Source organism: Kitasatospora sp. NPDC001225, from assembly GCF_053597855.1.
In genome coordinates, this window is the sequence record NZ_JBSFJC010000053.1 from 35,901 (window position 1) to 57,607 (window position 21,707).

The following is a 21,707-nucleotide window of genomic DNA, read 5'->3' on the forward strand; positions in this document are numbered from 1 at the left end:
GCTCACGCTCCGGACTTCTCGGTGTTCTGGGACTTCTCGGCGTTGTCGGTGGTGCCGGCGTTGTCGGTGGTGCCGGCGTTGTCGGTGGTGCGTGCGCTGTCGGTGGTGCCGGCGCTGTCGGTGGTGCCTGCGTTGTCGGTGATGCCGGCGCTCTCGGGCCGCAGCTTGTCGGCGAGGACGGCGGCGATCCGGGCGAGCGGCTCCGGCCGAGCCAGGTCGCCGTGGCCGAACGGCAGCCGGTGGCCCTCGATCAGCCCGTCCAGGTGAGGCCGCCAGGCCTCCTCGTACGGCCAGTCGGCCGGCTTGCCGAGGGTGGCGCCGAAGAAGACGGCATCGCCCCGGTAGTGCTGGGGCCGGTGCTCGGCCATCAGTTTGCGGTGCCGGTCGAACACCTCGGGCAGGACGTGCGCGGCCTCGCCGAGCACCGCCGCCAGGTCGGCCTGGCCGCTGCCGTCCGCCGGGTCGTAGCCCAGCGAGCGCAGCAACTCGTCCACCGTGTCGGCGGGTTCCGACGGCGGGGCGGCATCGGTGCGGACCGCCGGGCCGCCGTCCAGCAGGGCCAGCAGCCCGACCGGCGCGCCCTCGGCCTGGAGCCGGACGGCCATCTCCTGGGCGACCACCGCACCGAAGGACCAGCCCAGCAGGTGGTACGGGCCGGACGGGTGGACGGCGCGGATCTGCCGTACGTAGTCCTCGGCGATCTCGGTGACGCTGGCCGGCGCCCCGCCGCGCAGGCCGCGGGCCTGGAGGCCGTACACCGGCTGCCCCGGGTCGAGGTGGCGCAGCAGCCCGGAGTAGACCCAGCTGATGCCGGCCGCCGGATGGACGCAGAACAGCGGGGGCCGGTCGCCGCCGGTGCGCAGGGGCAGCAGCACGTCCAGGGCGTCGGCCGCCGGGCCCTGGTCGAGCCGGCCGTCCAGCCCGGCCACCGTGGGCGCCTCGAACAGCGCCCGCATGCCGAGATCGACACCGAGGGCGGTGCGGACGCGCGAGAGCAGTTTCATGGCGAGCAGGGAGTGCCCGCCCAGATCGAAGAAGTCGTCGTCGATGCCGACGCGCTCCAGGCCGAGGGTTTCGGCGAACAGGGTGCAGAGCAGCTGCTCGCGCGGGGTGCGGGCCGGGCGGCCGGCCGGGTGGGCGGCGAACTCCGGTGCGGGCAGGGCGCGGTGGTCGACCTTCCCGCTGCCGGTCAGTGGCAGGGCGGGCAGCGCGACGAAGGCGGCGGGCACCATGTGGGCGGGCAGCCGCTCGGCGGTGAAGGCCCGCAGTCCGGCCGGGTCGAGCGGGCGGTCGGTGACCAGGTAGGCGACCAGTCGGGTGCCGCTGTCGTCCGGCCGGACGACGGTCGCGGCGACCTCGGGGTGAGTCGTCAACGCCTGCTCGATCTCGCCGAGTTCGATCCGGAAGCCGCGGATCTTCACCTGGTCGTCGGTACGGCCGAGGTACTCCAGCTCACCGTCCCGGGCCCGGCGCACCAGGTCCCCGGTGCGGTACATCCGCTCACCCGAGACGAACGGGCTGGCGACGAACCGCTCCGCCGTGAGCGCGGCGCGTCCCAGGTACCCCCGGGCCAGTCCGGCGCCCGCCAGGTACAGCTCCCCGGGGATGCCGACCGGGACCGGGTTCAGGTGCTCGTCCAGCACGTACCCGACGGTCCCGGCGACAGCCCGGCCGAGCACCGGGCGGTCCGAGCCGTCGAGCGGCTGCTCCAGGGCCTCCACGGTGGACTCGGTCGGGCCGTACAGGTTGTACGCCCGCAGCCCCGGGGTCTCCCGCAGTCGCGTCCACAGTGCCTGGCCGACGGCCTCGCCGCCCACCAGCACGACGCTCGGCGCCGGCGCCTCCAGCAGTCCCTCCTCGACGAGTTGGGCCACGAAGGGCGGGGTGGCGTTCACCACGTCGATGCCGTGCGAGCCGAGGTGGCGGACCAGCGCGGCCGCGTCGAGGCGCAGGTCGTCGCCGATCAGGTGCAGTTCATGCCCGGAGACCATCCACAGCAGGCCCTCCCAGGAGGCGTCGAAGCAGAGCGAGGCCGTCAGCGCGAACTTCCGGTTCTCCTCCCCCGCCATCATGCCCGCCCGGTGGCCGGCCAGCAGGGCGGCTAGGCTCCCGTGCGAGACCACCACACCCTTCGGGCGGCCGGTCGAGCCGGAGGTGTAGATCACGTACGCCGCGTCCGCTGCGCCCAGGGCGATCAGGGGACCCTGTGCCGATCCCGGCGCGTCCGTGACGTCCAACACCGGGAGCTCTGCCAGCAGTTCGGGCAGCGGCCACCGGTCGTCGGTCAGCACCAGCGCGGGCTCGGCGTCCGCCAGGGTGTAGGCCGTGCGCTCCGCCGGGTACCCGGCGTCCAGCGGCAGGTACACCCCGCCCGCCTTGAGCACCGCGAGCAGCCCGACCACGGACTCCACCGAGCGCGGCAGCGCCAACGCCACCACCGCACCGGGCGTCACCCCGGCACCGATCAGCCGACCCGCGAGCCGTCCGGCCCGCGCATCCAACTCCCGATACGTCAGCACCTCTTCGCCGCACACCAGCGCCACCGCCTCCGGCGTGGCCGCCACCTGCTCCTCGAACACCGCCGGAAGCAACGGCACCTCCGAAGCCAACGGCCGCGCAGCACCGAGCAGTTCGGCCCGCTCCTCCTGACTCACCAACGGCAGCGCCCCGATCCGGGTGTCCGGCCGCTCGACGGCCGCCGCCAGCAGGCCGGCGAAGTGGCGGACCATCGCCTCTGCCGTCTCCCGGTCGAAGAGGTCCGTCGCGAAGTCGACCACGCACTCCAGACCGGCCGGCGCGCCGTCCGGACCGAAGGACTCACCGATGCCGACACTCAGGTCGAACTTGGCGACCGCACGACCGGACGATTCCACGGAGACGTCCAGCCCGGTCGCGTCCAGCGGTGCCGTGTCGCCACCGCCCTGAAGGACCAGCATCACCTGGAACAGCGGATGCCGGGCCAGCGAGCGGGTCGGGTTGAGCTCCTCGACCAGGCGCTCGAACGGCACGTCCTGATGGGCATGCGCATCGAGCTGAGTCTCCCGGACCCGGCCCAACAGCTCCGTGAAACTCGGATTGCCCGAGGTGTCCGTGCGCAACACCAGGGTGTTGACGAAGAAGCCGACCAGCTGGTCCACCGCCTCGTCCGAGCGCCCCGCCGTCACCGAACCGATCGGCACATCGGTGCCCGCACCGAGCCGGGTCAGCAGAGCGGCGAGCGCCGCCTGCGCGGCCATGAACATCGTCACCCGCTGCTCACGCGCCAACGTCACCAGCGCACGGTGCAGTTCGGCACCCAGCGGAAGCACCACCCGGTCACCCCGGTGGCTGGCCACGGCACCCCGCGGACGGTCCGCCGGCAGCGCCAGCTCCTCCGGAAGATCGGCCAGCGCCTCGCGCCAGTAGCCGAGTTGGCGGGCCATCGGGCCGTCCTGGTCCGCTTCGTCGAGCAGCTCGCGCTGCCAGAGCGCGTAGTCGGCGTACTGGACGGGCAGCGGCGCCCACCCGGGCACGGTGCCCGCCGTCCGCGCCGCGTAGGCGGCGGCGAGGTCCCGCAGCAGCGGACCCATCGACCACCCGTCACCGGCGATGTGGTGCAGCACCAGGACCAGCAGGTACTCGGCCTGCCCGGCCGGGATCAGGTGGGCCCGGATCGGCAGGTCGGCGGCCAGGTCGAACGGGCGCCCGGTGCAGGCCTCCGGCGCGGTGCCCTCGGGCAGCAGCTCGACGGGCACCCGGGCCGCCCAGGCCGGCAGGACGCGCTGGTACGGGGTGCCGTCCTCCTCCTCGATCAGCGTGCGCAGGACCTCGTGCCGGGCGACCAGGTCGCCCAGGGCCGAACCGAGGGCGTCGGTGTCCAGCTCACCCGCCACGCGGAGCACCAGCGGCAGGTTGTACACCGCACTCGGCCCCTCCATCCGGTCGATCAGCCAGAGCCGCTGCTGCGCGAAGGACAGCGGCACCCGCTCCGGCCGCTCGGCGTGAGCGGTCAGCGCGAGACGCTCCGCCCCCGAACCGAGGCGGGCCGCCAGCCCGGCCGGCGTCGGCGCCTCGAAGACGTCCCGAACGGCCAACTCGGCAGCCAGCGTCGAACGGACCCGGCTGAGCAGCCGGGTCGCGAGCAACGAGTGCCCGCCCAGCGCGAAGAAGTCGTCCTCCACCCCGACCACATCCAGGCCGAGCACCTCCGCGAACAGACCGCACAGGATCTCCTCCTGCGGCGTACGGGCCGCCCGGCCACCGGCCGGCGCGAATGCTGCCAGGTCGGGTTCGGGCAGGGCACGGTGGTCGACCTTGCCGCTGCCGGTCAGCGGCAGGGCATCGAGCGTCACCACGGCGGCCGGGACCATGTAGCCGGGCAGCGACTCGGCGGCGAACCGGCGCAGCGCGCCACCGAGCTCGGAGGTGGCATCCTCGGCCACCGCGCAGTAGGCGATCAGCCGACGGTCCCCGTCCTCGCTCTCCCGAACGGTCACCACGGCCTGACGGACAGCCGGGTGGGCCGCCAACACCGCCTCGATCTCACCGAGTTCGATCCGGAAGCCACGGATCTTCACCTGGTCGTCGGTCCGGCCCAGGTACTCCAGCTCACCGTCCCGGGCACGACGCACCAGGTCACCGGTACGGTACATCCGCTCACCCGCGACGAACGGGCTGGCGACGAACCGCTCCGCCGTGAGCGCGGCGCGGCCCAGGTACCCCCGGGCCAGTCCGGCGCCCGCCAGGTACAACTCGCCGGGGATGCCGACGGGCACCGGGTTCAGGTGCTCGTCCAGCACGTACCCGGCGGTCCCGGCGACGGCCTGGCCGAGCACCGGCCGGTCCGAACCGTCGAACGGCTGCTCCAGGGCCTCCACGGTGGACTCCGTCGGCCCGTACAGGTTGTACGCCCGCAGCCCCGGGGTCTCCCGCAGCCGCGTCCACAGCGCCTGGCCGACGGCCTCACCACCCACCAGCACGACGCCCGGCGCCGGCGCCTCCAACAGGCCCTCCTCGACCAGTTGGACCAGGAAGGACGGGGTGGCGTTCACCACGTCGATCGCCGACTCGCGCACATGGCGGACCAGTTGCCCGGCGTCCCGGCGGACCTCGTCGTCGATCAGGTGCAGTTCATGCCCGACCACCATCCACAGCAGGCCCTCCCAGGAGGCGTCGAAGCAGAGCGAGGCCGTCAGCGCGAACTTCCGGTTCCCCTCCCCCGCCATCATGCCCGCCCGGTGGCCGGCCAGCAGAGCGGCGAGACTGCCGTGCGAGACCACCACACCCTTGGGACGACCGGTGGAACCGGAGGTGTAGATCACGTACGCCGCGTCCGCTGCGCCCAGAGCGATCAGGGGACCCTGTGCCGATCCCGGCGCGTCCGTGACGTCCAACGCCGGTAGTTCGGCGAGCAGTTCGGGCAGCGGCCACCGGTCGTCGGTCAGCACGAGAGCGGGCTCGGCGTCCGCCAGGGTGTAGGCCGTGCGCTCCGCCGGATACCCGGCGTCCAGCGGCAGGTAGACCCCGCCCGCCTTCAGCACCGCGAGCAGCCCGACCACCGACTCCACCGAGCGCGGCAAGGCGATCGCCACCACCGCACCGGGCGTCACCCCCGCACCGACCAACCGACCCGCAAGCCGTCCGGCCCGCGCATCCAACTCCCGGTACGTCAGCACCTCCTCACCGCACACCAGCGCCACCGCCTCCGGCGTGGCCGCCACCTGCTCCTCGAACACCGCCGGAAGCAGCGGCACCTCCGAAGCCAACGGCCGCGCAGCACCGATCAGTTCGGCCCGCTCCTCCGGCGACAGCAGCTCCGCCCTGCCGATCGGCAGGTCCGGACCGGCCGCGACGGCGGCCAGCAGCCGGCCGAACCGGACGGCGATCGCCTCGACCGTCTCGCGGTCGAAGAGGTCCGTCGCGAAGTCGACCACGCACTCCAGACCGGCCGGCGCGCCGTCGGGACCGAAGGACTCACCGATGCCGACACTCAGGTCGAACTTGGCGACCGCGCGACCGGACGGCTCGACCGAGACGTCCAGCCCGGTCGCGTCCAGCGGCGCCGTGTCACCACCGCCCTGAAGGACCAGCATCACCTGGAACAGCGGATGCCGGGCCAGCGAACGAGCCGGGTTGAGCTCCTCGACCAAGCGCTCGAACGGCACGTCCTGATGGGCATGCGCATCGAGCTGGGTCTCCCGGACCCGGGCCAGCAGCTCCGTGAAACTCGGATTGCCCGAGGTGTCGGTCCGCAGCACCAGCGTGTTGACGAAGAAGCCGACCAGCTGGTCCACCGCCTCATCCGAACGCCCCGCCGTCACCGATCCGATCGGGATGTCCGTTCCGGCACCGAGCCGGGTGAGCAGGGCGGCGAGCGCCGCCTGCGCGGCCATGAACATCGTCACCCGCTGCTCACGCGCCAACGTCACCAGCGCACGGTGCAGTTCGGCACCCAGCGGAAGCACCACCCGGCCGCCCTGGTGACTGGCGACGGCACCCCGCGGACGGTCCGCCGGCAGCGCCAGCTCCTCCGGCATTCCGGCCAGGGCCTCGTTCCAGTAGGCGAGTTGGCGGGAGATGAGGCTCTCCTCGTCGGCCTCGTCGCCGAGCAGCTCGCGCTGCCAGAGCGCGTAGTCGGCGTACTGGACGGGCAGCGGCGCCCACCCGGGCACGGTACCCGCCGTCCGCGCCGCGTAGGCGGCGGCGAGGTCACGCAGCAGCGGACCCATCGACCAGCCGTCACCGGCGATGTGGTGCAGCACCAGGACCAGCACGTGATCTTCCGAGGAGACCCGCAACAGCAGGGCGCGCACCGGGAGTTCGGCCGCCAGGTCGAAGGGCCGGCGGGAGGCCGCGTCTACGGACTCGCCGACCTCGTCGGCCGGGCAGTCCCGGACCTCGAAGGGCACCGGTGCCGCCCCGACCGGCAGGATCAGCTGGTGCGGTTCGCCGTCGGTCTCCACCACCAGCGTGCGCAGGACCTCGTGCCGGGCGACCAGGTCGCCGAGGGCGGAGCCGAGGGCGTCGGTGTCCAGCTCGCCCGCCACGCGGAGCACCAGCGGCAGGTTGTACACCGCACTCGGCCCCTCCATCCGGTCGATCAGCCAGAGCCGCTGCTGCGCGAAGGAGAGCGGCACCCGCTCCGGCCGCTCGACGTAAGCGGTCAGCGCGAGACGCTCCGCCCCCGAACCCAGGCGGGCCGCCAGCCCAGCCGGCGTCGGCGCCTCGAACACGTCCCGAACGGCCAACTCGGCGGCCAGCGTCGAGCGCACCCGGCTGAGCAACCGGGTCGCGAGCAACGAGTGCCCGCCCAGCGCGAAGAAGTCGTCCTCCACCCCGACCACGTCCAGCCCGAGCACCTCGGCGAACAGACCGCACAGGATCTCCTCCTGCGGCGTACGGGCGGCCCGGCCACCGGCCAGCGCGGCGAAGTCGGGGGCCGGGAGCGCGGCCCGGTCCAGCTTGCCGTTGGCGGTCAGCGGCAGGGCGTCGAGCGTCACCACGGCGGCCGGGACCATGTAGCCGGGCAGCGACTCGGCGGTGAACCGGCGCAGCGCGCTACCGAGCTCGGGGCCGGCGTCCTCGGCCACCGCGCAGTAGGCGATCAGCCGACGGTCCCCGTCCTCACTCTCCCGAACGGTCACCACGGCCTGACGGACAGCCGGATGGGCCGCCAACACCGCCTCGATCTCACCGAGTTCGATCCGGAAACCACGGATCTTCACCTGGTCGTCGGTACGGCCCAGGTACTCCAGCTCACCGTCCCGGGCACGACGCACCAGGTCACCGGTGCGGTACATCCGCTCACCCGCGACGAACGGGCTGGCGACGAACCGCTCCGCCGTGAGCGCGGCGCGGCCCAGGTACCCGCGGGCCAGTCCGGCACCCGCCAGGTACAACTCGCCCGCCACCCCACGCGGGACCAGGTTCAGGTGCTCGTCCAGCACGTACCCGGCGGTCCCCGCGACAGCCCGGCCGAGCACCGGCCGGTCCACGCCGTCAAGCGGCCGGGTGAGGGCGTGCACGGTCGACTCGGTCGGCCCGTACATCGTGTGGCCTGCGGTCAGCGGAGCCGCGCACAGCCTGGTCCACAGGCCCTGCCCGATCGCCTCACCGCCGAGCAGCAGCAGCTTCGGCGCCGGCTCCTCCAGCAGCCCCTCCTCGACCAGCTGCTCCGCGTACGACGGAGTCACGTGCAGCGCGTCCAGCCCGACCTCGCGGACGTGGCGGACCAGCTGCCGGGCGTCCCGGCGCACCTCGTCACCGATCAGGTGCAGTTCGTGCCCGGCGACCATCCACAGCACCACCTCCAACGAGGCGTCGAAGCAGAGCGAAGCCGTCAACGCCACCCGCAGCCGACCGTGCGCCGCCTCCGCGTCCGCGACCAGCGTCGCCCGATGGCCCGCCAGCAGGGCCGCGAGGCTGCCGTGCGAGACCACCACACCCTTCGGGCGACCGGTGGAGCCGGACGTGTGGATCACGTACGCCGCGTCCGCCCAGCCCAGGACGGGCCTGGCGAACTCCACCGGTCCGGGAACGTCCGTGACGTCCAACACCGGCAGCTCGGCCAGCACCTCGGGCAGCGGCCAGCGGCTGTCCGTCAGCACCAGCGCCGGCTCGGCGTCCGCCAGGATGTGCCCGGTACGCTCCGCCGGGTACTCGGCGTCCAGCGGCAGGTACACCCCGCCCGCCTTGAGCACCGCGAGCAGCCCGACCACCGACTCCACCGAACGCGGCAGCGCCAGCGCCACCATCGCGCCCGGCGTCACCCCGGCACCGACCAGCCGACCCGCAAGCCGTCCGGCCCGCGCGTCCAACTCCCGGTACGTCAGCACCTCCTCACCGCACACCAGCGCCACCGCCTCCGGCGTGGCCGCCGTCTGCTCCTCGAACACCGCCGGAAGCAGCGGCACCTCCGAAGCCAACGGCGTGGCACCGCCCAGCAGTTCGGCCAGCTCCGCCGGGCTCACCAGCGGCAGTGCCCCGATCCGGGTGTCCGGCCGCTCGACGGCCGCCGCCAGCAGGCCGGCGAAGTGGCGGACGATCGCCTCGGCCGTCTCCTGGTCGAACAGGTCCGTCGCGTAGTCGAGCGCGAAGTCGATCCCGGCGGGCTCACCGTCCGGGCCGAAGAGCTCCTGGGCGGTCACGTTGAGGTCGAACTTGGCGACCCCGGTGGCGGCCGGCAGCACCCCGTTCCACAGGCCGGACGAGGAGGCGTCGGCCTGCTCGTTGTTCTGGAGCACCATCGCGACCTGGAAGAGCGGGTGCCGGGCCAGCGAGCGGGTCGGGTTGAGCTCCTCGACCAGGCGCTCGAACGGCACGTCCTGGTGGGCGTAGGCGCCGAGGTCGGTCTCCCGGACCCGGGCCAGCAGCTCGGTGAAGCTCGGGTTGCCCGAGGTGTCGGTGCGCAGCACCAGGGTGTTGACGAAGAAGCCGACCAGTTCGTCCAGCGCCTCGTCGGAGCGCCCGGCGACCACGGAGCCGATCGGTACGTCGGTGCCCGCGCCGAGCCGGGTGAGCAGGGCGGCGAAGGCGGCCTGGATGGCCATGAACATCGTCACCCGCTGCTCGCGCGCCAGGGTCCGCAGCGCACGGTGGAGTTCGACGTCGAGCAGCTGTGCCACCCGGTCGCCCTGGTGGCTGGCGGCGGCGCTCCTGGGGCGGTCCGCCGGGAGCGCCAGCTCTTCCGGCATTCCGGCCAGGGTCTCGTTCCAGTAGGCGAGTTGGCGGGAGAAGAGGCTCTCCTCGTCGGCCTCGTCGCCGAGCAGGTCGCGCTGCCAGAGCGCGTAGTCGGCGTACTGGACGGGCAGCGGCGCCTGTCGCGGCGCGGTTCCGGCCGTCCGCGCCGCGTAGGCGGCGGCGAGGTCGCGCACCAGCTTGCGGGTCGACCAGCCGTCGCTCGCGATGTGGTGCAGCACCAGGACCAGCACGTGTTCCTCGGCGTCGACCCGCAACAGCAGGGCGCGCACCGGGAGTTCGGCCGCCAGGTCGAAGGGCCGGCGGGAGGCCGCGTCGACGGACTCGCCGACCTCCTCGGCCGGGCAGTCCCGGACCTCGAAGGGCACCGAGGCCGCTCCGACCGGCAGGATCAGCTGGTGCGGTTCGCCGTCGGTCTCCACCACCAGCGTGCGCAGGACCTCGTGCCGGGCGACCAGGTCGCCCAGGGCGCGTTCCAGCGCCGCCTGGTCCAGCTCGCCGGTCAGGCGCAGCGCCAGCGGCGAGTTGTAGAGGGCGCTCGGCCCCTCGATCCGGTCGATCAGCCAGAGCCGCTGCTGGGCGAAGGAGAGCGGCACCCGCTCCGGCCGCTCGACGTAGGCGGTCAGCGCGAGACGCTCCGCCCCCGAACCGAGGCAGGCGGCGAGCCCGGCCGGTGTCGGCGCCTCGAAGACGTCCCGGATGCCGAGTTCCGCGCCCAGCGTCGCGCGGACCCGACTGAGCAGCCGGATGGCGAGCAGCGAGTGGCCGCCGAGCTCGAAGAAGTCGTCGTCGGCGCCGACCACGTCGAGGCCGAGCACCTCGCGGAACAGGCCGCAGAGGATCTCCTCCTGCGGGGTGCGGGCGGCCCGGCCGCCGGCCAGCGCGGCGAAGTCGGGGGCCGGGAGCGCGGCGCGGTCCAGCTTGCCGTTGGCGGTCAGCGGCAGGGCGTCGAGCTCCACGAAGGCGGCCGGGACCATGTAGCCGGGCAGCGACTCGGCGGCGAAGGCGCGCAGGGCGGCCGCGTCGAGGGGGCCGTCGGCGACCAGGTAGGCGACCAGGCGCCGGCCGCTGTCGTCGGGCAGCACGGCGGCCTGGCGCACGGCCGGGTGGCCGGCCAGCACGGCCTCGATCTCGCCGGGTTCGATCCGGAAGCCGCGGATCTTCACCTGGTTGTCGGTGCGGCCGAGGTACTCCAGCTCGCCGTCGCGGGCGCGGCGCACCAGGTCACCGGTGCGGTACATCCGCTCGCCCGCCACGAACGGGCTGGCGACGAACCGCTCGGCCGTGAGAGCGGACTGGCCCAGGTACCCCCGGGCCAGTCCGGCGCCGGCCAGGTAGAGCTCCCCGGGGACGCCGACCGGCGCCTGGTTCAGGTTCTCGTCCAGCACGTACCCGGTGGTTCCGGCGACGGTCTGGCCGAGCACCGGCCGGTCCGCGCCGTCGAACGGACGGGTGAGGGCGTGCACGGTGGACTCGGTCGGCCCGTACATGGTGTGGCCGGAGGTCAGCGGAGCCGCGCACAGCCTGCTCCACAGGCCCTGCCCGATGGCCTCGCCACCGAGCAGCAGCAGCTTCGGCGCGGGCTCCTCCAGCAGCCCCTCCTCGACCAGTTGCTCGGCGTACGACGGAGTGACGTGCAGCGCGTCCAGCCCGACCTCGTGGACGTGGCGGACCAACTGCCGGGCGTCCCGGCGCACCTCGTCACCGATCAGGTGCAGCTCGTGCCCGGCGACCATCCACAGCACCACCTCCAACGAGGCGTCGAAGCAGAGCGAAGCCGTCAACGCGACCCGCAGCCTGCCGTGCGCCGCCTCCGCGTCCGCGACCAGCGTCGCCCGGTGGCCGGCCAGCAGGGCGGCGATGCTCCCGTGCGAGACCACCACACCCTTCGGGCGGCCCGTCGAGCCGGAGGTGTGGATCACGTACGCCGCGTCCGACCCGCCCAGGACAGGCCTGGCGAACTCCGCCGGACCCGGCGCGTCGGTGACGTCCAACACCGGGAATTCGGCGAGCAGTTCGGGCAGCGGCCAGCGGCTGTCCGTCAGCACCAGCGCGGGCCCGGCGTTCGTCAGGGTGTAGGCGGTGCGGTCCGCCGGGTACTCGGCGTCCAGCGGCAGGTAGACCCCGCCGGCCTTGAGCACCGCGAGCAGCCCGACCACGGACTCCACCGAGCGCGGCAGCGCCAGCGCCACCATCGCGCCCGGCGTCACCCCGGCACCGACCAGCCGGCCCGCGAGCCGGGAGGCCCGCGCGTCCAACTCCCGGTACGTCAGCACCTCGTCACCGCACACCAGCGCCACCGCCTCCGGCGTGGCCGCCGCCTGCTCCTCGAACACCGCCGGAAGCAGCGGCACCTCAGAAGCCAACGGCCCCGCGGAGTGGCGGAGTTCGGCCGCCCCGCCCGCGGGCGTCAGCCCGGCCGCCGCGACGCTGAGCTCCGGGTCGGCGGCGGCCTGCCGCAGGATCAGGGCCAGTACGTCGGCCAGCCGCTGCGCGGTCTCCGGGTCGAACAGGTCGGTGGCGTACTCCAGCCCGCCCGCGAGCCCGTCCGGGGTGCCGTCGGCGCGGTGGCGCTCGGTCAGCGCCAGCTTGAGGTCGAACTTGGCGGTGCCGTACTCCACCGGCTCCTCGGCGGCCGTCACGCCGGGGAAGGCGGGGCCGCCCTCGGCGGCGGCGGCGAAGGTCAGCATCACCTGGAACAGCGGGTGCCGGGCCAACGAGCGGACCGGGTTGAACTCCTCGACCAGGCGCTCGAACGGCGTGTCCTGGTGCTCGTACGCGGCGAGGTCGGTCTCCCGGACGCGGCGCAGCAGTTCGGCGAAGCTCGGCCGGCCGGAGAGGTCGGTGCGCAGCACCAGGGTGTTGGCGAAGTAGCCGACCAGATCGGTGGCGGCCTCGTCGAGGCGCCCGGCCACCGGGGTGCCGATCGGCAGGTCGGTGCCGGCGCCGAAGCGGTGCAACAGGGTGGCGTAGGCGGCCTGGAGGACCATGAAGAGCGTCGCGCCGTGCTCGGCGGCGAGGTCGGCGAGCCGGGCGTGCAGGTCCGCGTCGAGCTCCAGCGGGACGACGGCGCCGCGGTGGCTGGCGACCGGCGGCCGGGGGCGGTCCGCGGGCAGTGCCAGCTCCTCCGGCAGCCCGGCCAACGCCTCGCGCCAGTGGGCGAGTTGGCGGGCGGCCAGGCTCTGCGGGTCGTCCTCGTCGCCGAGCAGTCCGTGCTGCCACAGCGCGTGGTCGGCGTACTGGACGGGCAGCGGCTCCCAGTCGGGGGCGTGGCCGCCCTGGCGGGCCCGGTAGGCGTCGGTGAGGTCGCGGTAGAGCGGGCCGAGCGAGGCGCCGTCCCCGGCGATGTGGTGCAGGACCAGGACCAGGACGTGCTCGTCCGGGCCCTCGGGCCGCAGGTAGGCGTGCACGGGCAGGTCGGCGGCCAGGTCGAAGCCGTGCCGGGCGAGTTCGTCCACCGGGCGGTCGGTGGTGGTGAGCAGCGGGGCCACGGGCCCGTCCAGGATGCGCTGGTACGGGGTGCCGTCGTGCTCGGCGAAGACGGTGCGCAGCGCCTCGTGCCGCCGGACGGTGTCGCCGAGGGCGTCCGCCAGGGCGGCGGGGTCGAGCGGGCCGCGCAGCCGCAGGGCGAGGGTGATGTTGTAGGCGGCGGTGGGGCCCTCGGCCTGGGCGAGGAACCAGAGGCGGCGCTGGGCGAAGGAGAGCGGCACCCGCTCGGGCCGGACGGCGGGCCGCAGCGCCGGGCGGGCCTGGGCGGGGGCGCCGGCGGCGCGCTCGGCGATCCGCTCGGCGAGCCCGGCGACGGTGGGCGCCTGGAAGAGGTCGCCGATGGCGAGTTCGACGCCGAGTTCGGTGCGCGCCCGGCCGACCAGGCGGGTGGCGAGCAGGGAGTGGCCGCCGAGGGCGAAGAAGTCATCGTCGATGGTGATGTCGTCGATGCCGAGGAGTTCGCCGTAGAGCTCGCAGAGCACCCGTTCGCGCTCGTCGCGGGGGGCGCGCCCGGTGTCGTCGGCGGCGAGGTCGGGGGCGGGCAGGGCGCGGCGGTCGACCTTGCCGTTGGCGTTGAGCGGCAGGGCGTCCAGCAGGACGGCCGCGGCGGGGACCATGTAGCCGGGCAGTACGGTGCCGGCGAAGGCGCGCAGCCCGTCCGGGGTGAGCCCGGGCTCGGCGGTGCAGTAAGCGACCAGCCGCAGGTCGCCGGGGCGGTCCTCGCGGGCGATCACGATGACCTGGCGGACGGCGGGGTGGCGGGACAGCGCCGCCTCGATCTCGCCGAGCTCGATCCGGAAGCCGCGCAGCTTGACCTGGCCGTCGATCCGGCCGAGGAACTCCACGGCGCCGTCGGCGCGCCGGCGGACGAGGTCCCCGGTGCGGTACATCCGCTCGCCCGGCAGGTACGGGCAGGCGACGAAGCGTTCGGCGGTCAGGCCGGGCCGGTTGAGGTAGCCGCGGGCCAGGCCGGCGCCGGCGAGGTACAGCTCGCCGGGGACGCCGGGCGGCACGGGGCGCAGCCGGGCGTCCAGGACGTAGCCGCGCATGTTGTCCAGCGGGCCGCCGATCGGCACCCGGGGGCCGTCGAGGTCGGCGGCGGCGAGCGGGTGGTGGGTGGCGAAGGTGGTGGTCTCGGTGGGCCCGTAGACGTGGGCGAGCAGCAGGTCGGGGCAGGCGTCCAGGACGCGCCGCAGCAGGGTGCCGGAGGCGGCCTCGCCGCCGGTGCAGACGACGCGCAGGGCGGCGAAGGTCTCCGGGGCCTGCTCGGCGACGAGGTCGAACAGGGCCTTGGTGAGGAAGACGGCGGTGACGCCGTGGCGGACGGTGACGGCGTGCAGGGCGGTGGCGTCGAGGGCGCCGGGCGGGGCGACCACGACGGTGCCGCCGGCCAGCAGGGGCGTCCAGATCTCGTAGGTGGCGGCGTCGAAGGCGTGCGGGGAGTGCAGCAGGACGCGCTGGTGGCGGCCGTCCTGCCAGCGCCGGTCGGCGGCGAGGTCGACGACGTCGCGGTGGCGCACGGCCACGCCCTTGGGGCGGCCGGTGGAGCCGGAGGTGTACATCACGTAGGCGAGCCGGTCCGGGTGGACGGGCAGGGCGGGGCGGTGGTCGGGGGCGCCGGCCTCGTCGCCGGGGCGGACCACGGCGGCGCCGTGCGGGAAGCCGGGGTCGGCGCGGTCGGTGAGCAGCACGGGGGCGCCGGTGTCGGCGAGCACGTCGGCCATCCGCTCGGGCGGCAGGCCGGGGTGCATGGGGACGTAGCAGCCGCCGGCCTTGAGGACGGCGAGGGTGGCGACGACGACGTCGGCGGAGCGCTCCATCAGCATCGCGACGGGGGTCTCGGGGCCGACGCCGAGGGCGGTCAGGTGGTGGGCGAGCCGGTTGGCGCGGGCGTCGAGTGCGGCGTAGTCGAGGGTGCCGCCGTCGTGGACGAGGGCGGTGGCGTGCGGGGTGCGGTCGGCCTGGCGCTCGAAGGACTCGGCGAGGGTGCCGCTCCACCGGGGCGTGTCGGTGGCGTTCCACTCGGTGAGGACGCGGGTGCGCTCCTCGGGGGCGAGCAGCTCCAGGGTGCCGATGGGGGCGTGGGGGTCGGCGGCGGCACCGGCCAGCAGCCGGCCGAGCCGCTCGGCGAGGGCGGCGACGGTGGCGCGGTCGTAGAGGTCGGCGGCGTACTCGATCGAGCCGGTGAGCCCGGCGGGGGCGCCGTCGGGGCCGTGCTGTTCGGCGATGCCGATGTTGAGGTCGAACTTGGCGACCCGCAGGCCGATCGGTTCGGGTGCGGACTCCAGCCCGGGCAGGGCGAGTTCGGCGTCCTGGCCGTGGTTCTGGAGCACCAGCAGGGTCTGGAACAGCGGGTGGCGGCCGAGCGCGCGGGGCGGGTTGAGCTCCTCGACGAGGCGCTCGAAGGGGAGGTCCTGGTTCGCGAAGGCGTCGAGCTGGGCCTCCCGGACCCGGCCGAGCAGCTCGGCGAAGCCCGGGTCGCCGGAGGTGTCCGCTCTCAGGACCAGGGAGTTGACGAAGAAGCCGACCAGGTCGTCCAGGGCCTCGTCGGCGCGTCCGGCGAGGCCGGTGCCGAGCGGGATGTCGGTGCCGGCGCCGAGCCGGGTGAACAGGGCGGCCAGGCCGGCCTGGAGGACGGTGAACAGGGTGGTGCGGTGGGTGTGGGCGAGGTCGAGCAGGGCGGTGTGCAGGCCGGCGTCCCACGCGAGGTCGACGGAGTCGGCGGCGCCGGTGGGGGCGGGCGGCCGGGGGCGGTCCGTCGGCAGTTCCAGTTCCTCCGGCAGCCCGGCCAACGCCTCGCGCCAGTGGGCGAGTTGGCGGGCGAGCAGGCTCTCGGGGTCGTGCTCGTCGCCGAGCAGGTCGCGCTGCCAGAGCGCGTAGTCGGCGTACTGGATCGGCAGCGGCTCCCAGTCGGGGGCGCCGCCGGCCAGCCGGGCCCGGTAGGCCTCGGCGAGGTCGCGCAGCAGCGGGCCGAGCGACCAGCCGTCGCTGGCGATGTGGTGGAGCACCACGAGCAGCACGTGCTCGGTCGGGGAGAGGGTGAACACCGTGACCCGGATGGGCAGTTCGCGGCTCAGGTCGAAGGTCTCGGCGGCCGCGGCGTCCCGGCGGGCCGGGTAGTCGGCCGGTGCGCAGTCCTCGGCCAGGAAGCGCGGTCGCGCCTCCTCGGCCGGCAGGATCCGCTGCACCGGGACTCCCCCGGCCACCGGGAACACCGTGCGCAGGGCCTCGTGCCGGGCGACCACGTCCGCCGTCGCGGCACGCAGCGCGGCGGTGTCGAGCGCGCCGCGCAGGCGCAGGGCGAACGGCAGGTTGTACAGCGCGGTCGGCCCCTCGATCTGGTCGATCAGCCAGAGCCGCTGTTGGGCGTACGAAACCGGGATCACGGTGCTTCCTCTACTCGGGTCTACTGACGGCACGGGCTGGTCGAGGGGTCGGACGGCGGTCAGACGGTGAGCCCCGCGGTGGGCCGGCAGTCCTGGATCTCCAGGGGCTGCCCCATCGAGACGGCGATCTTGCGCCCGCCCCGGTACGGGTCCCGGCCGTGGGCGCAGAGCACGTTGTCGACCAGCATCACGTCGCCGACCTGCCAGCGCTCCCGCACGGTGGCGGCGTGGTAGGCCTCGTTGAGGGCGTCGACGTCGGCGCGCTCCAGCGGCTCGCCGTCGCCGAAGCCGGTGTTGAACGGCAGTCCGTCCGGCCCGAACTCCTCGGTCATCGCCTCCCGGATGTCCGGGTCGAGCGACCACGCGTTCCAGAAGGCGAGGTGGTTGAACCAGACCTGCTCGCCGGTCCGCGGGTGGCGGATGGTGCCGGGGCGCACCTGGGTGGTGCGCAGGTTGCCGTCCGCCAGCCACTCGCAGCTGATGCCGTTCTCCTTGCAGTAGGCCTCGACCTCGGCGCGGTCCTCGGTGGCGAAGGCCGTGCGCCAGCCGAGCGAGATGTAGTCCGAGTAGTTGCGGGTGAGCGTCCAGCCGTTGGTCCGCATCCGCTCCACCAGGTGGGCGGGCAGCTGCGCGAGCACCTGGCGGCAGTCGGCGGTGGGGGTGGCCCCGCCCTCGTCGGGGGCGGTCAGGCAGGCGAAGAGCAGCCGGCCGGGGAAGGTCAGGGTGTAGCTGTTCTCGTTGTGCATCCGGATCGGCTGGACCGGCGGCAGGTCGGTGGACGAGTAGACGCCGTTGCCGTAGTCGCTGCGCGGGGTGGCCTTCTCCCGGTAGGGGGTGCGCTCGGGGATGAGGACGTCGCGCACGGCGGCGACGTCCTCGGTGCCGGTGACCGGCAGGCCGCGCAGGAAGATGGTGCCGTACCGGTGCAGGGCGTCGGTGAGCGCGCTCTCGTTCTCGCGCAGCCACTCGCAGGCCTCGCCCATGTCCGCGGTGCGCGGCGCGTGGGCGAGGGCCGGGCGGCCGGGGTTCAGTTCCCAGGTCGGCATGGCGGCGGTCACCGGTCGGCGGGGGCGGAGAGGGCGGCGACCAGGCTGGCGGGCCTGATGTCCGTCCAGTTGGCCTCGATGTAGTCGAGGCAGCCCTGGCGGGTGTCCTCGCCGTGGACGGTGGTCCAACCGGCCGGCACGTCGATCCAGACCGGCCACAGCGAGTGCTGGTTCTCGTCGTTGGCCAGGACCAGGTAGCCGGCGCTGTCGTCCTCGAACGGGTTGCTCATGGTGTCCTCTTCGGGTTTCTTCGAAGCTCGGCTTGCTTCGCTCGGGTTGCTTCGAAGGTAGGGGCGGGCCGCGGGGCGGAAGGGCAGGAGTCGCGGCAGGAACGCGGCAGTTGGGCCCTGCCGCCTGCCGCCCCGCCCGCCGCCCCGCCTGCCACCCTGTCGGCCACCCCGTCGGCCGGCTCGGCACCCGGCGGTTCAGCGCGGGGTGAGGCGGACCGGGAAGCGGTCCAGGCCGAAGTTGATGATCGAGCGGTTGTGGACGACCGGCCCGGTCTGCTCGATCACGGCGACGCGCTCCAGCAGCGCCGTGAACAGGCCGCCGAGTTCGGCCTTGGCCAGCGGCGCGCCGACGCAGTAGTGGGCGCCGAGGCCGAGCGCGAGGTGCTTGTTGGGGGCGCGGTCGAGCAGGATCTCCTCGGGCCGGTCGAAGGCCTCCGGGTCCCGGTTGGCGGACCACACCCAGACCGCGACCCGGTCGCCGCGCCGGATGGTGCGCCCGTCGAGCTCGGTGTCCCGGCTCGCGGTGCGCAGGGTGTGCAGCCCGACCGAGGTCCAGCGCAGGAGTTCGTCCAGCGCCGAGTCCATGCCGACCTCGCCGCGCTGGAGGCTCCGCCACAGCTCGGGGTGCCGGACCAGGGTGTACAGGCCCATCGCTGCGGTGTGGCGGACGGTCTGGACGCCGCCGACCACGATGTTGTCCAGGTTGAGGACGACGTCCTCGATCGGCAGCAGCCTCCCGCCGACCCGGTAGGTGGCCATCATGCTGATCAGGTCGTCGCGCGGGTCGCTGCGCCGCAGCATCACCTGGTGCAGCAGGTACGGGATGAGCTGCTGGTGGCCGGCCCGGCGCTCCTCGGGGGTGCGGCCGAGGAACGCGACGTCGCAGACCCGCTCGACCATCTCGCGGTCGCCCTCGGGGACGTCCAGCAGGTCGCACATGACGGACAGCGGCAGCGCGGAGACCGCGTCGACGAGGTCCACCTCGCCCAGTTCGACGGCCCGGTCGACGATCGAGGCGGCGAGTCCGGCGATGCCCCGGGCGGCCCCGCGCACGGCGCCGGGCGAGAAGAACGGGTTGGCGGGGGCGCGCAGTTCGCGGTGCCGGGGCGGGTCGGTGAGGGCCATCATCCGGCCGGAGCCGACCGGGACGTTGCCCTCGCCGGCGCCGAGCAGCGAGCCCTGCTCGGAGCTGTAGACGGCGGCGTTGCGCAGCACCTCGGCGGAGTGCCGGTAGGAGAGCACCGACCAGACCGGCCCGTCGTCGACGGTGTCGGTGCGGTGGACGGCGGACTCCCGGCGCAGCTCCGCGACCAGCGCGGGGGTGTCGGGCCGGGCCCAGAGGTCGGGGTCGGTGAGGTCGACCGCGGTGGTGGTGGGCATCAGTGCTCCGTCCGGGACAGGTGCGCGGCACCGGGCCGCGCGATGAGGGAGGTCAGCAGGTCGACCGGGCCGGGCCCGTCGACGGTGGCGAGCAGGTGGCCGCCGGGGACGACGTGGTGGCCGGAGCCGCCGCTGGTGTGGGCGGCCCAGCCTTCGAGGCCGCCGACGGCCAGGAGCGGGTCCTCGGCGCCGACGACGGTGTGCAGGGCGGAGCCGATCGGCGGGTGCGGACGGGGCCGGTAGGTGTCGACCACGTCCAGGTCGGTGCGGATGCCGCGCAGCGCGTGCTCCTTCAACTCGGCCTCGCCTTCGACGAGTTGCCCCATTCCGGCGAGGCGCAGCAGCTCGTCGGCGGTGTACTGGGGGCGATCCGCCCCGGCCCACGCGGCGGGCGGCGAGGCGGAGGCGGCGACGACCAGTTCGGGCCGCCGCCCGGCCGGCAGCGCCCGGGCGGCCTCGTAGCCGAGCAGGGCGCCGAAGCTCTGCCCGTAGAAGCCGAACCGCCCGGTCAGGTGCGGGCCGAGGGCCTCCAGGACGGCGTCGACCAGCAGGTCGAAGCTCGCGGGCATCGGGTGGCCGAGCCGGCCGCCGCGGGCCGGCGGGCGCACCGCCCAGACCTCGGCCACCGGGGCGAGGGCACGGGCCAGCGGGGTGTAGGCGGTGGCGTCGCCCCCGGCGTGCGGGAAGCAGATTAGCCGGTACGGGCAGTGCGGTTGGGGCACGGGGACGAACAGCCAGTCCCCTTCGACGCGGGGCCGCACCCGCAGGGCGGTGGTCATGCGCCGGCCGCCCGGGCGCGGGCGGTCAGGGCGGGCCGGGGGGCGGCGGTGCCGACCGCGACGGCCCGTTCGACGGTGGCGGTGAAGGCGGCCAGGTCGGCCGAGTCGAGCAGGTGGCGCAGCTGGAGTTCGATGCCGAGGCGGCGGCGCAGCAGGTGGACGACCCGCAGTGCGGCGATGGAGTGGCCGCCGAGCGAGAAGAAGTCGTTGGTGGGCCGGAGGCCGGTGACGCCGAGCACGGTGCCCCAGACCTCGGCGACCTGCCCGGCCAGTCCGCCGGCGCCCGACTCCGCGGCGGAGGCGGAGGCGGCGGCGGAGGCGGCGGAGGCGGCGGCGGAGGCGGCGGCGGGGGCGGGCAGCGCCGCCAGGTCGACCTTGCCGTTCGGGGTGAGCGGCAGGGCGTCCAGCACGGTGATCACCGAGGGCACCAGGTGGGCGGGCACGGTGGCCCGCAGCCGCTCGGTCAGCTCGGCGGCGGTGACGGCGCCGGTGACGTAGCCGGCCAGCCGGCGGTCGCCGGGGGCGGGCTCGTGGACGGTGACGGCGGCGGCCCGGACGCCCGTCAGCCGGGCCAGGGCGTGCTCGACCTCGCCGAGCTCGACCCGGTAGCCGCGCAGCTTGACCTGGCGGTCCACCCGGCCGACGTACTCCAGCCGGCCGCCCTCGCCGCGCCGGGCCTGGTCGCCGGTGCGGTACATGCGTTCCCCGGTGGCGACCGGGTCGGCGACGAAGCGTTCGGCGGTCAGTCCGGGGCGGCCGAGGTAGCCGTGGGCGAGGCCGGGCCCGGCCAGGTACAGCTCGCCGACGACGCCGTCGGGGACGGGGGCGAGCTTCTCGTCCAGCAGGTGCAGGCGCACCCCGGGCAGCGGCTCGCCCAGGTGCGGTCCGGGGCCGCTGATCGGCGCGGTGACGGCGTCGACGGTGCACTCGGTGGGCCCGTACAGGTTGAGCGCGTCGACGCCGCCGTCGGCCAGCTCGCGCCAGGTGCGCTCGGGGACGGCCTCGCCGCCCATGAACAGCCGCGGCACCCGGGCGCCGGCCAGCGGCTCGCGCAGCAGCTCCCAGTGCGAGGGGGTCAGGTCGAGGTCGGTGACGGCGTGCTCGGCCAGCAGGGCGGCCACCCGGGCCGGGTCGGCGCGGTGCTCCTCGCCGATCACCAGGACGGTGTCGCCGCGGCAGATCCGGGCCCACTGCTGGACGGAGGCGTCGAAGGAGACGCTGGCGTTCCAGCCGACCACACCGGGCTCGGCGCGGTAGGCGCCGCTCGCCTCCAGGGCCGTGACCAGGGCGGCGACGGCGCCGCGCGGCACCTCGACGCCCTTGGGGCGGCCGGTGGAGCCGGAGGTGTAGATGACGTACGCCGGGTCCAGCGGGTGGGCGTGCTCGGGCAGTTCGGGTCCGTCGGCGGCGGCGTCCGGGCGCAGCACCGGCACCCCGTCGGCCGCCGGGAGGCCGTCGGCGCTGATCAGGGCCGCGAGGCGGGCGTCGGCGGCCATGTGGGCGAGCCGCTCGGCGGGGTAGGCCGGGTCGAGCGGGACGTAGGCGGCGCCGGCCCGCCAGACGGCGAGCAGGGCGACCGGCAGGTCGGCGGTGCGGGCGAGGTGGACGCCGACCCGGTCGCCGCGGCACCCGGGGTGTTCGGCCGACCACGGCGGGCATGACTGCCCACGGCAACCCCGTCGGCAGGAAGAGCCATGCCCACACGCCAGCTCCGTGACCAGC

General features: G+C 74.7%; 6 protein-coding genes. All 6 read right to left on the reverse strand.

Annotation, left to right across the window (positions count from 1 at the left end):
* Window positions 1–2: 2 nt before the first annotated feature.
* Window positions 3–16,550, reverse strand: a complete 16,548-nt coding sequence (locus ACWDCZ_RS19830) for an amino acid adenylation domain-containing protein (RefSeq protein WP_449816544.1) — start codon at window positions 16,548–16,550, stop codon at window positions 3–5.
* A gap of 59 nt (window positions 16,551–16,609) precedes the next feature.
* On the reverse strand, window positions 16,610–17,596 hold the full coding sequence (locus ACWDCZ_RS19835) for a TauD/TfdA family dioxygenase (RefSeq protein ID WP_074006474.1): 987 nt from the start codon (window positions 17,594–17,596) through the stop codon (window positions 16,610–16,612).
* 8 nt (window positions 17,597–17,604) lie between these two features.
* On the reverse strand, window positions 17,605–17,826 hold the full coding sequence (locus ACWDCZ_RS19840; protein WP_049650867.1) for an MbtH family protein: 222 nt from the start codon (window positions 17,824–17,826) through the stop codon (window positions 17,605–17,607).
* A gap of 195 nt (window positions 17,827–18,021) precedes the next feature.
* Window positions 18,022–19,206, reverse strand: coding sequence for a cytochrome P450 (locus ACWDCZ_RS19845; RefSeq protein WP_049650868.1), 1,185 nt, complete (start codon window positions 19,204–19,206; stop codon window positions 18,022–18,024).
* Complete coding sequence (locus ACWDCZ_RS19850; RefSeq protein ID WP_449816545.1) at window positions 19,206–19,985, reverse strand: thioesterase II family protein; 780 nt, start codon at window positions 19,983–19,985, stop codon at window positions 19,206–19,208. Before ACWDCZ_RS19850 ends, ACWDCZ_RS19845 begins: the two co-directional genes overlap by 1 nt.
* Window positions 19,982–21,707: non-ribosomal peptide synthetase (locus tag ACWDCZ_RS19855; RefSeq protein ID WP_449816546.1), on the reverse strand; the 1,726-nt coding region annotated here is incomplete at its 5' end. The genes ACWDCZ_RS19855 and ACWDCZ_RS19850, both read right to left, overlap by 4 nt.

Excerpts from the sequence above, each read along its gene's own strand:
- ACWDCZ_RS19835 (WP_074006474.1), bottom strand. The coding sequence starts at position 17,596 with ATGCCGACCTGGGAACTGAACCCCGGCCGCCCGGCCCTCGCCCACGCG.
- ACWDCZ_RS19840 (WP_049650867.1), bottom strand. The coding sequence starts at position 17,826 with ATGAGCAACCCGTTCGAGGACGACAGCGCCGGCTACCTGGTCCTGGCC.
- ACWDCZ_RS19845 (WP_049650868.1), bottom strand. The coding sequence starts at position 19,206 with ATGCCCACCACCACCGCGGTCGACCTCACCGACCCCGACCTCTGGGCC.
- ACWDCZ_RS19850 (WP_449816545.1), bottom strand. The coding sequence starts at position 19,985 with ATGACCACCGCCCTGCGGGTGCGGCCCCGCGTCGAAGGGGACTGGCTG.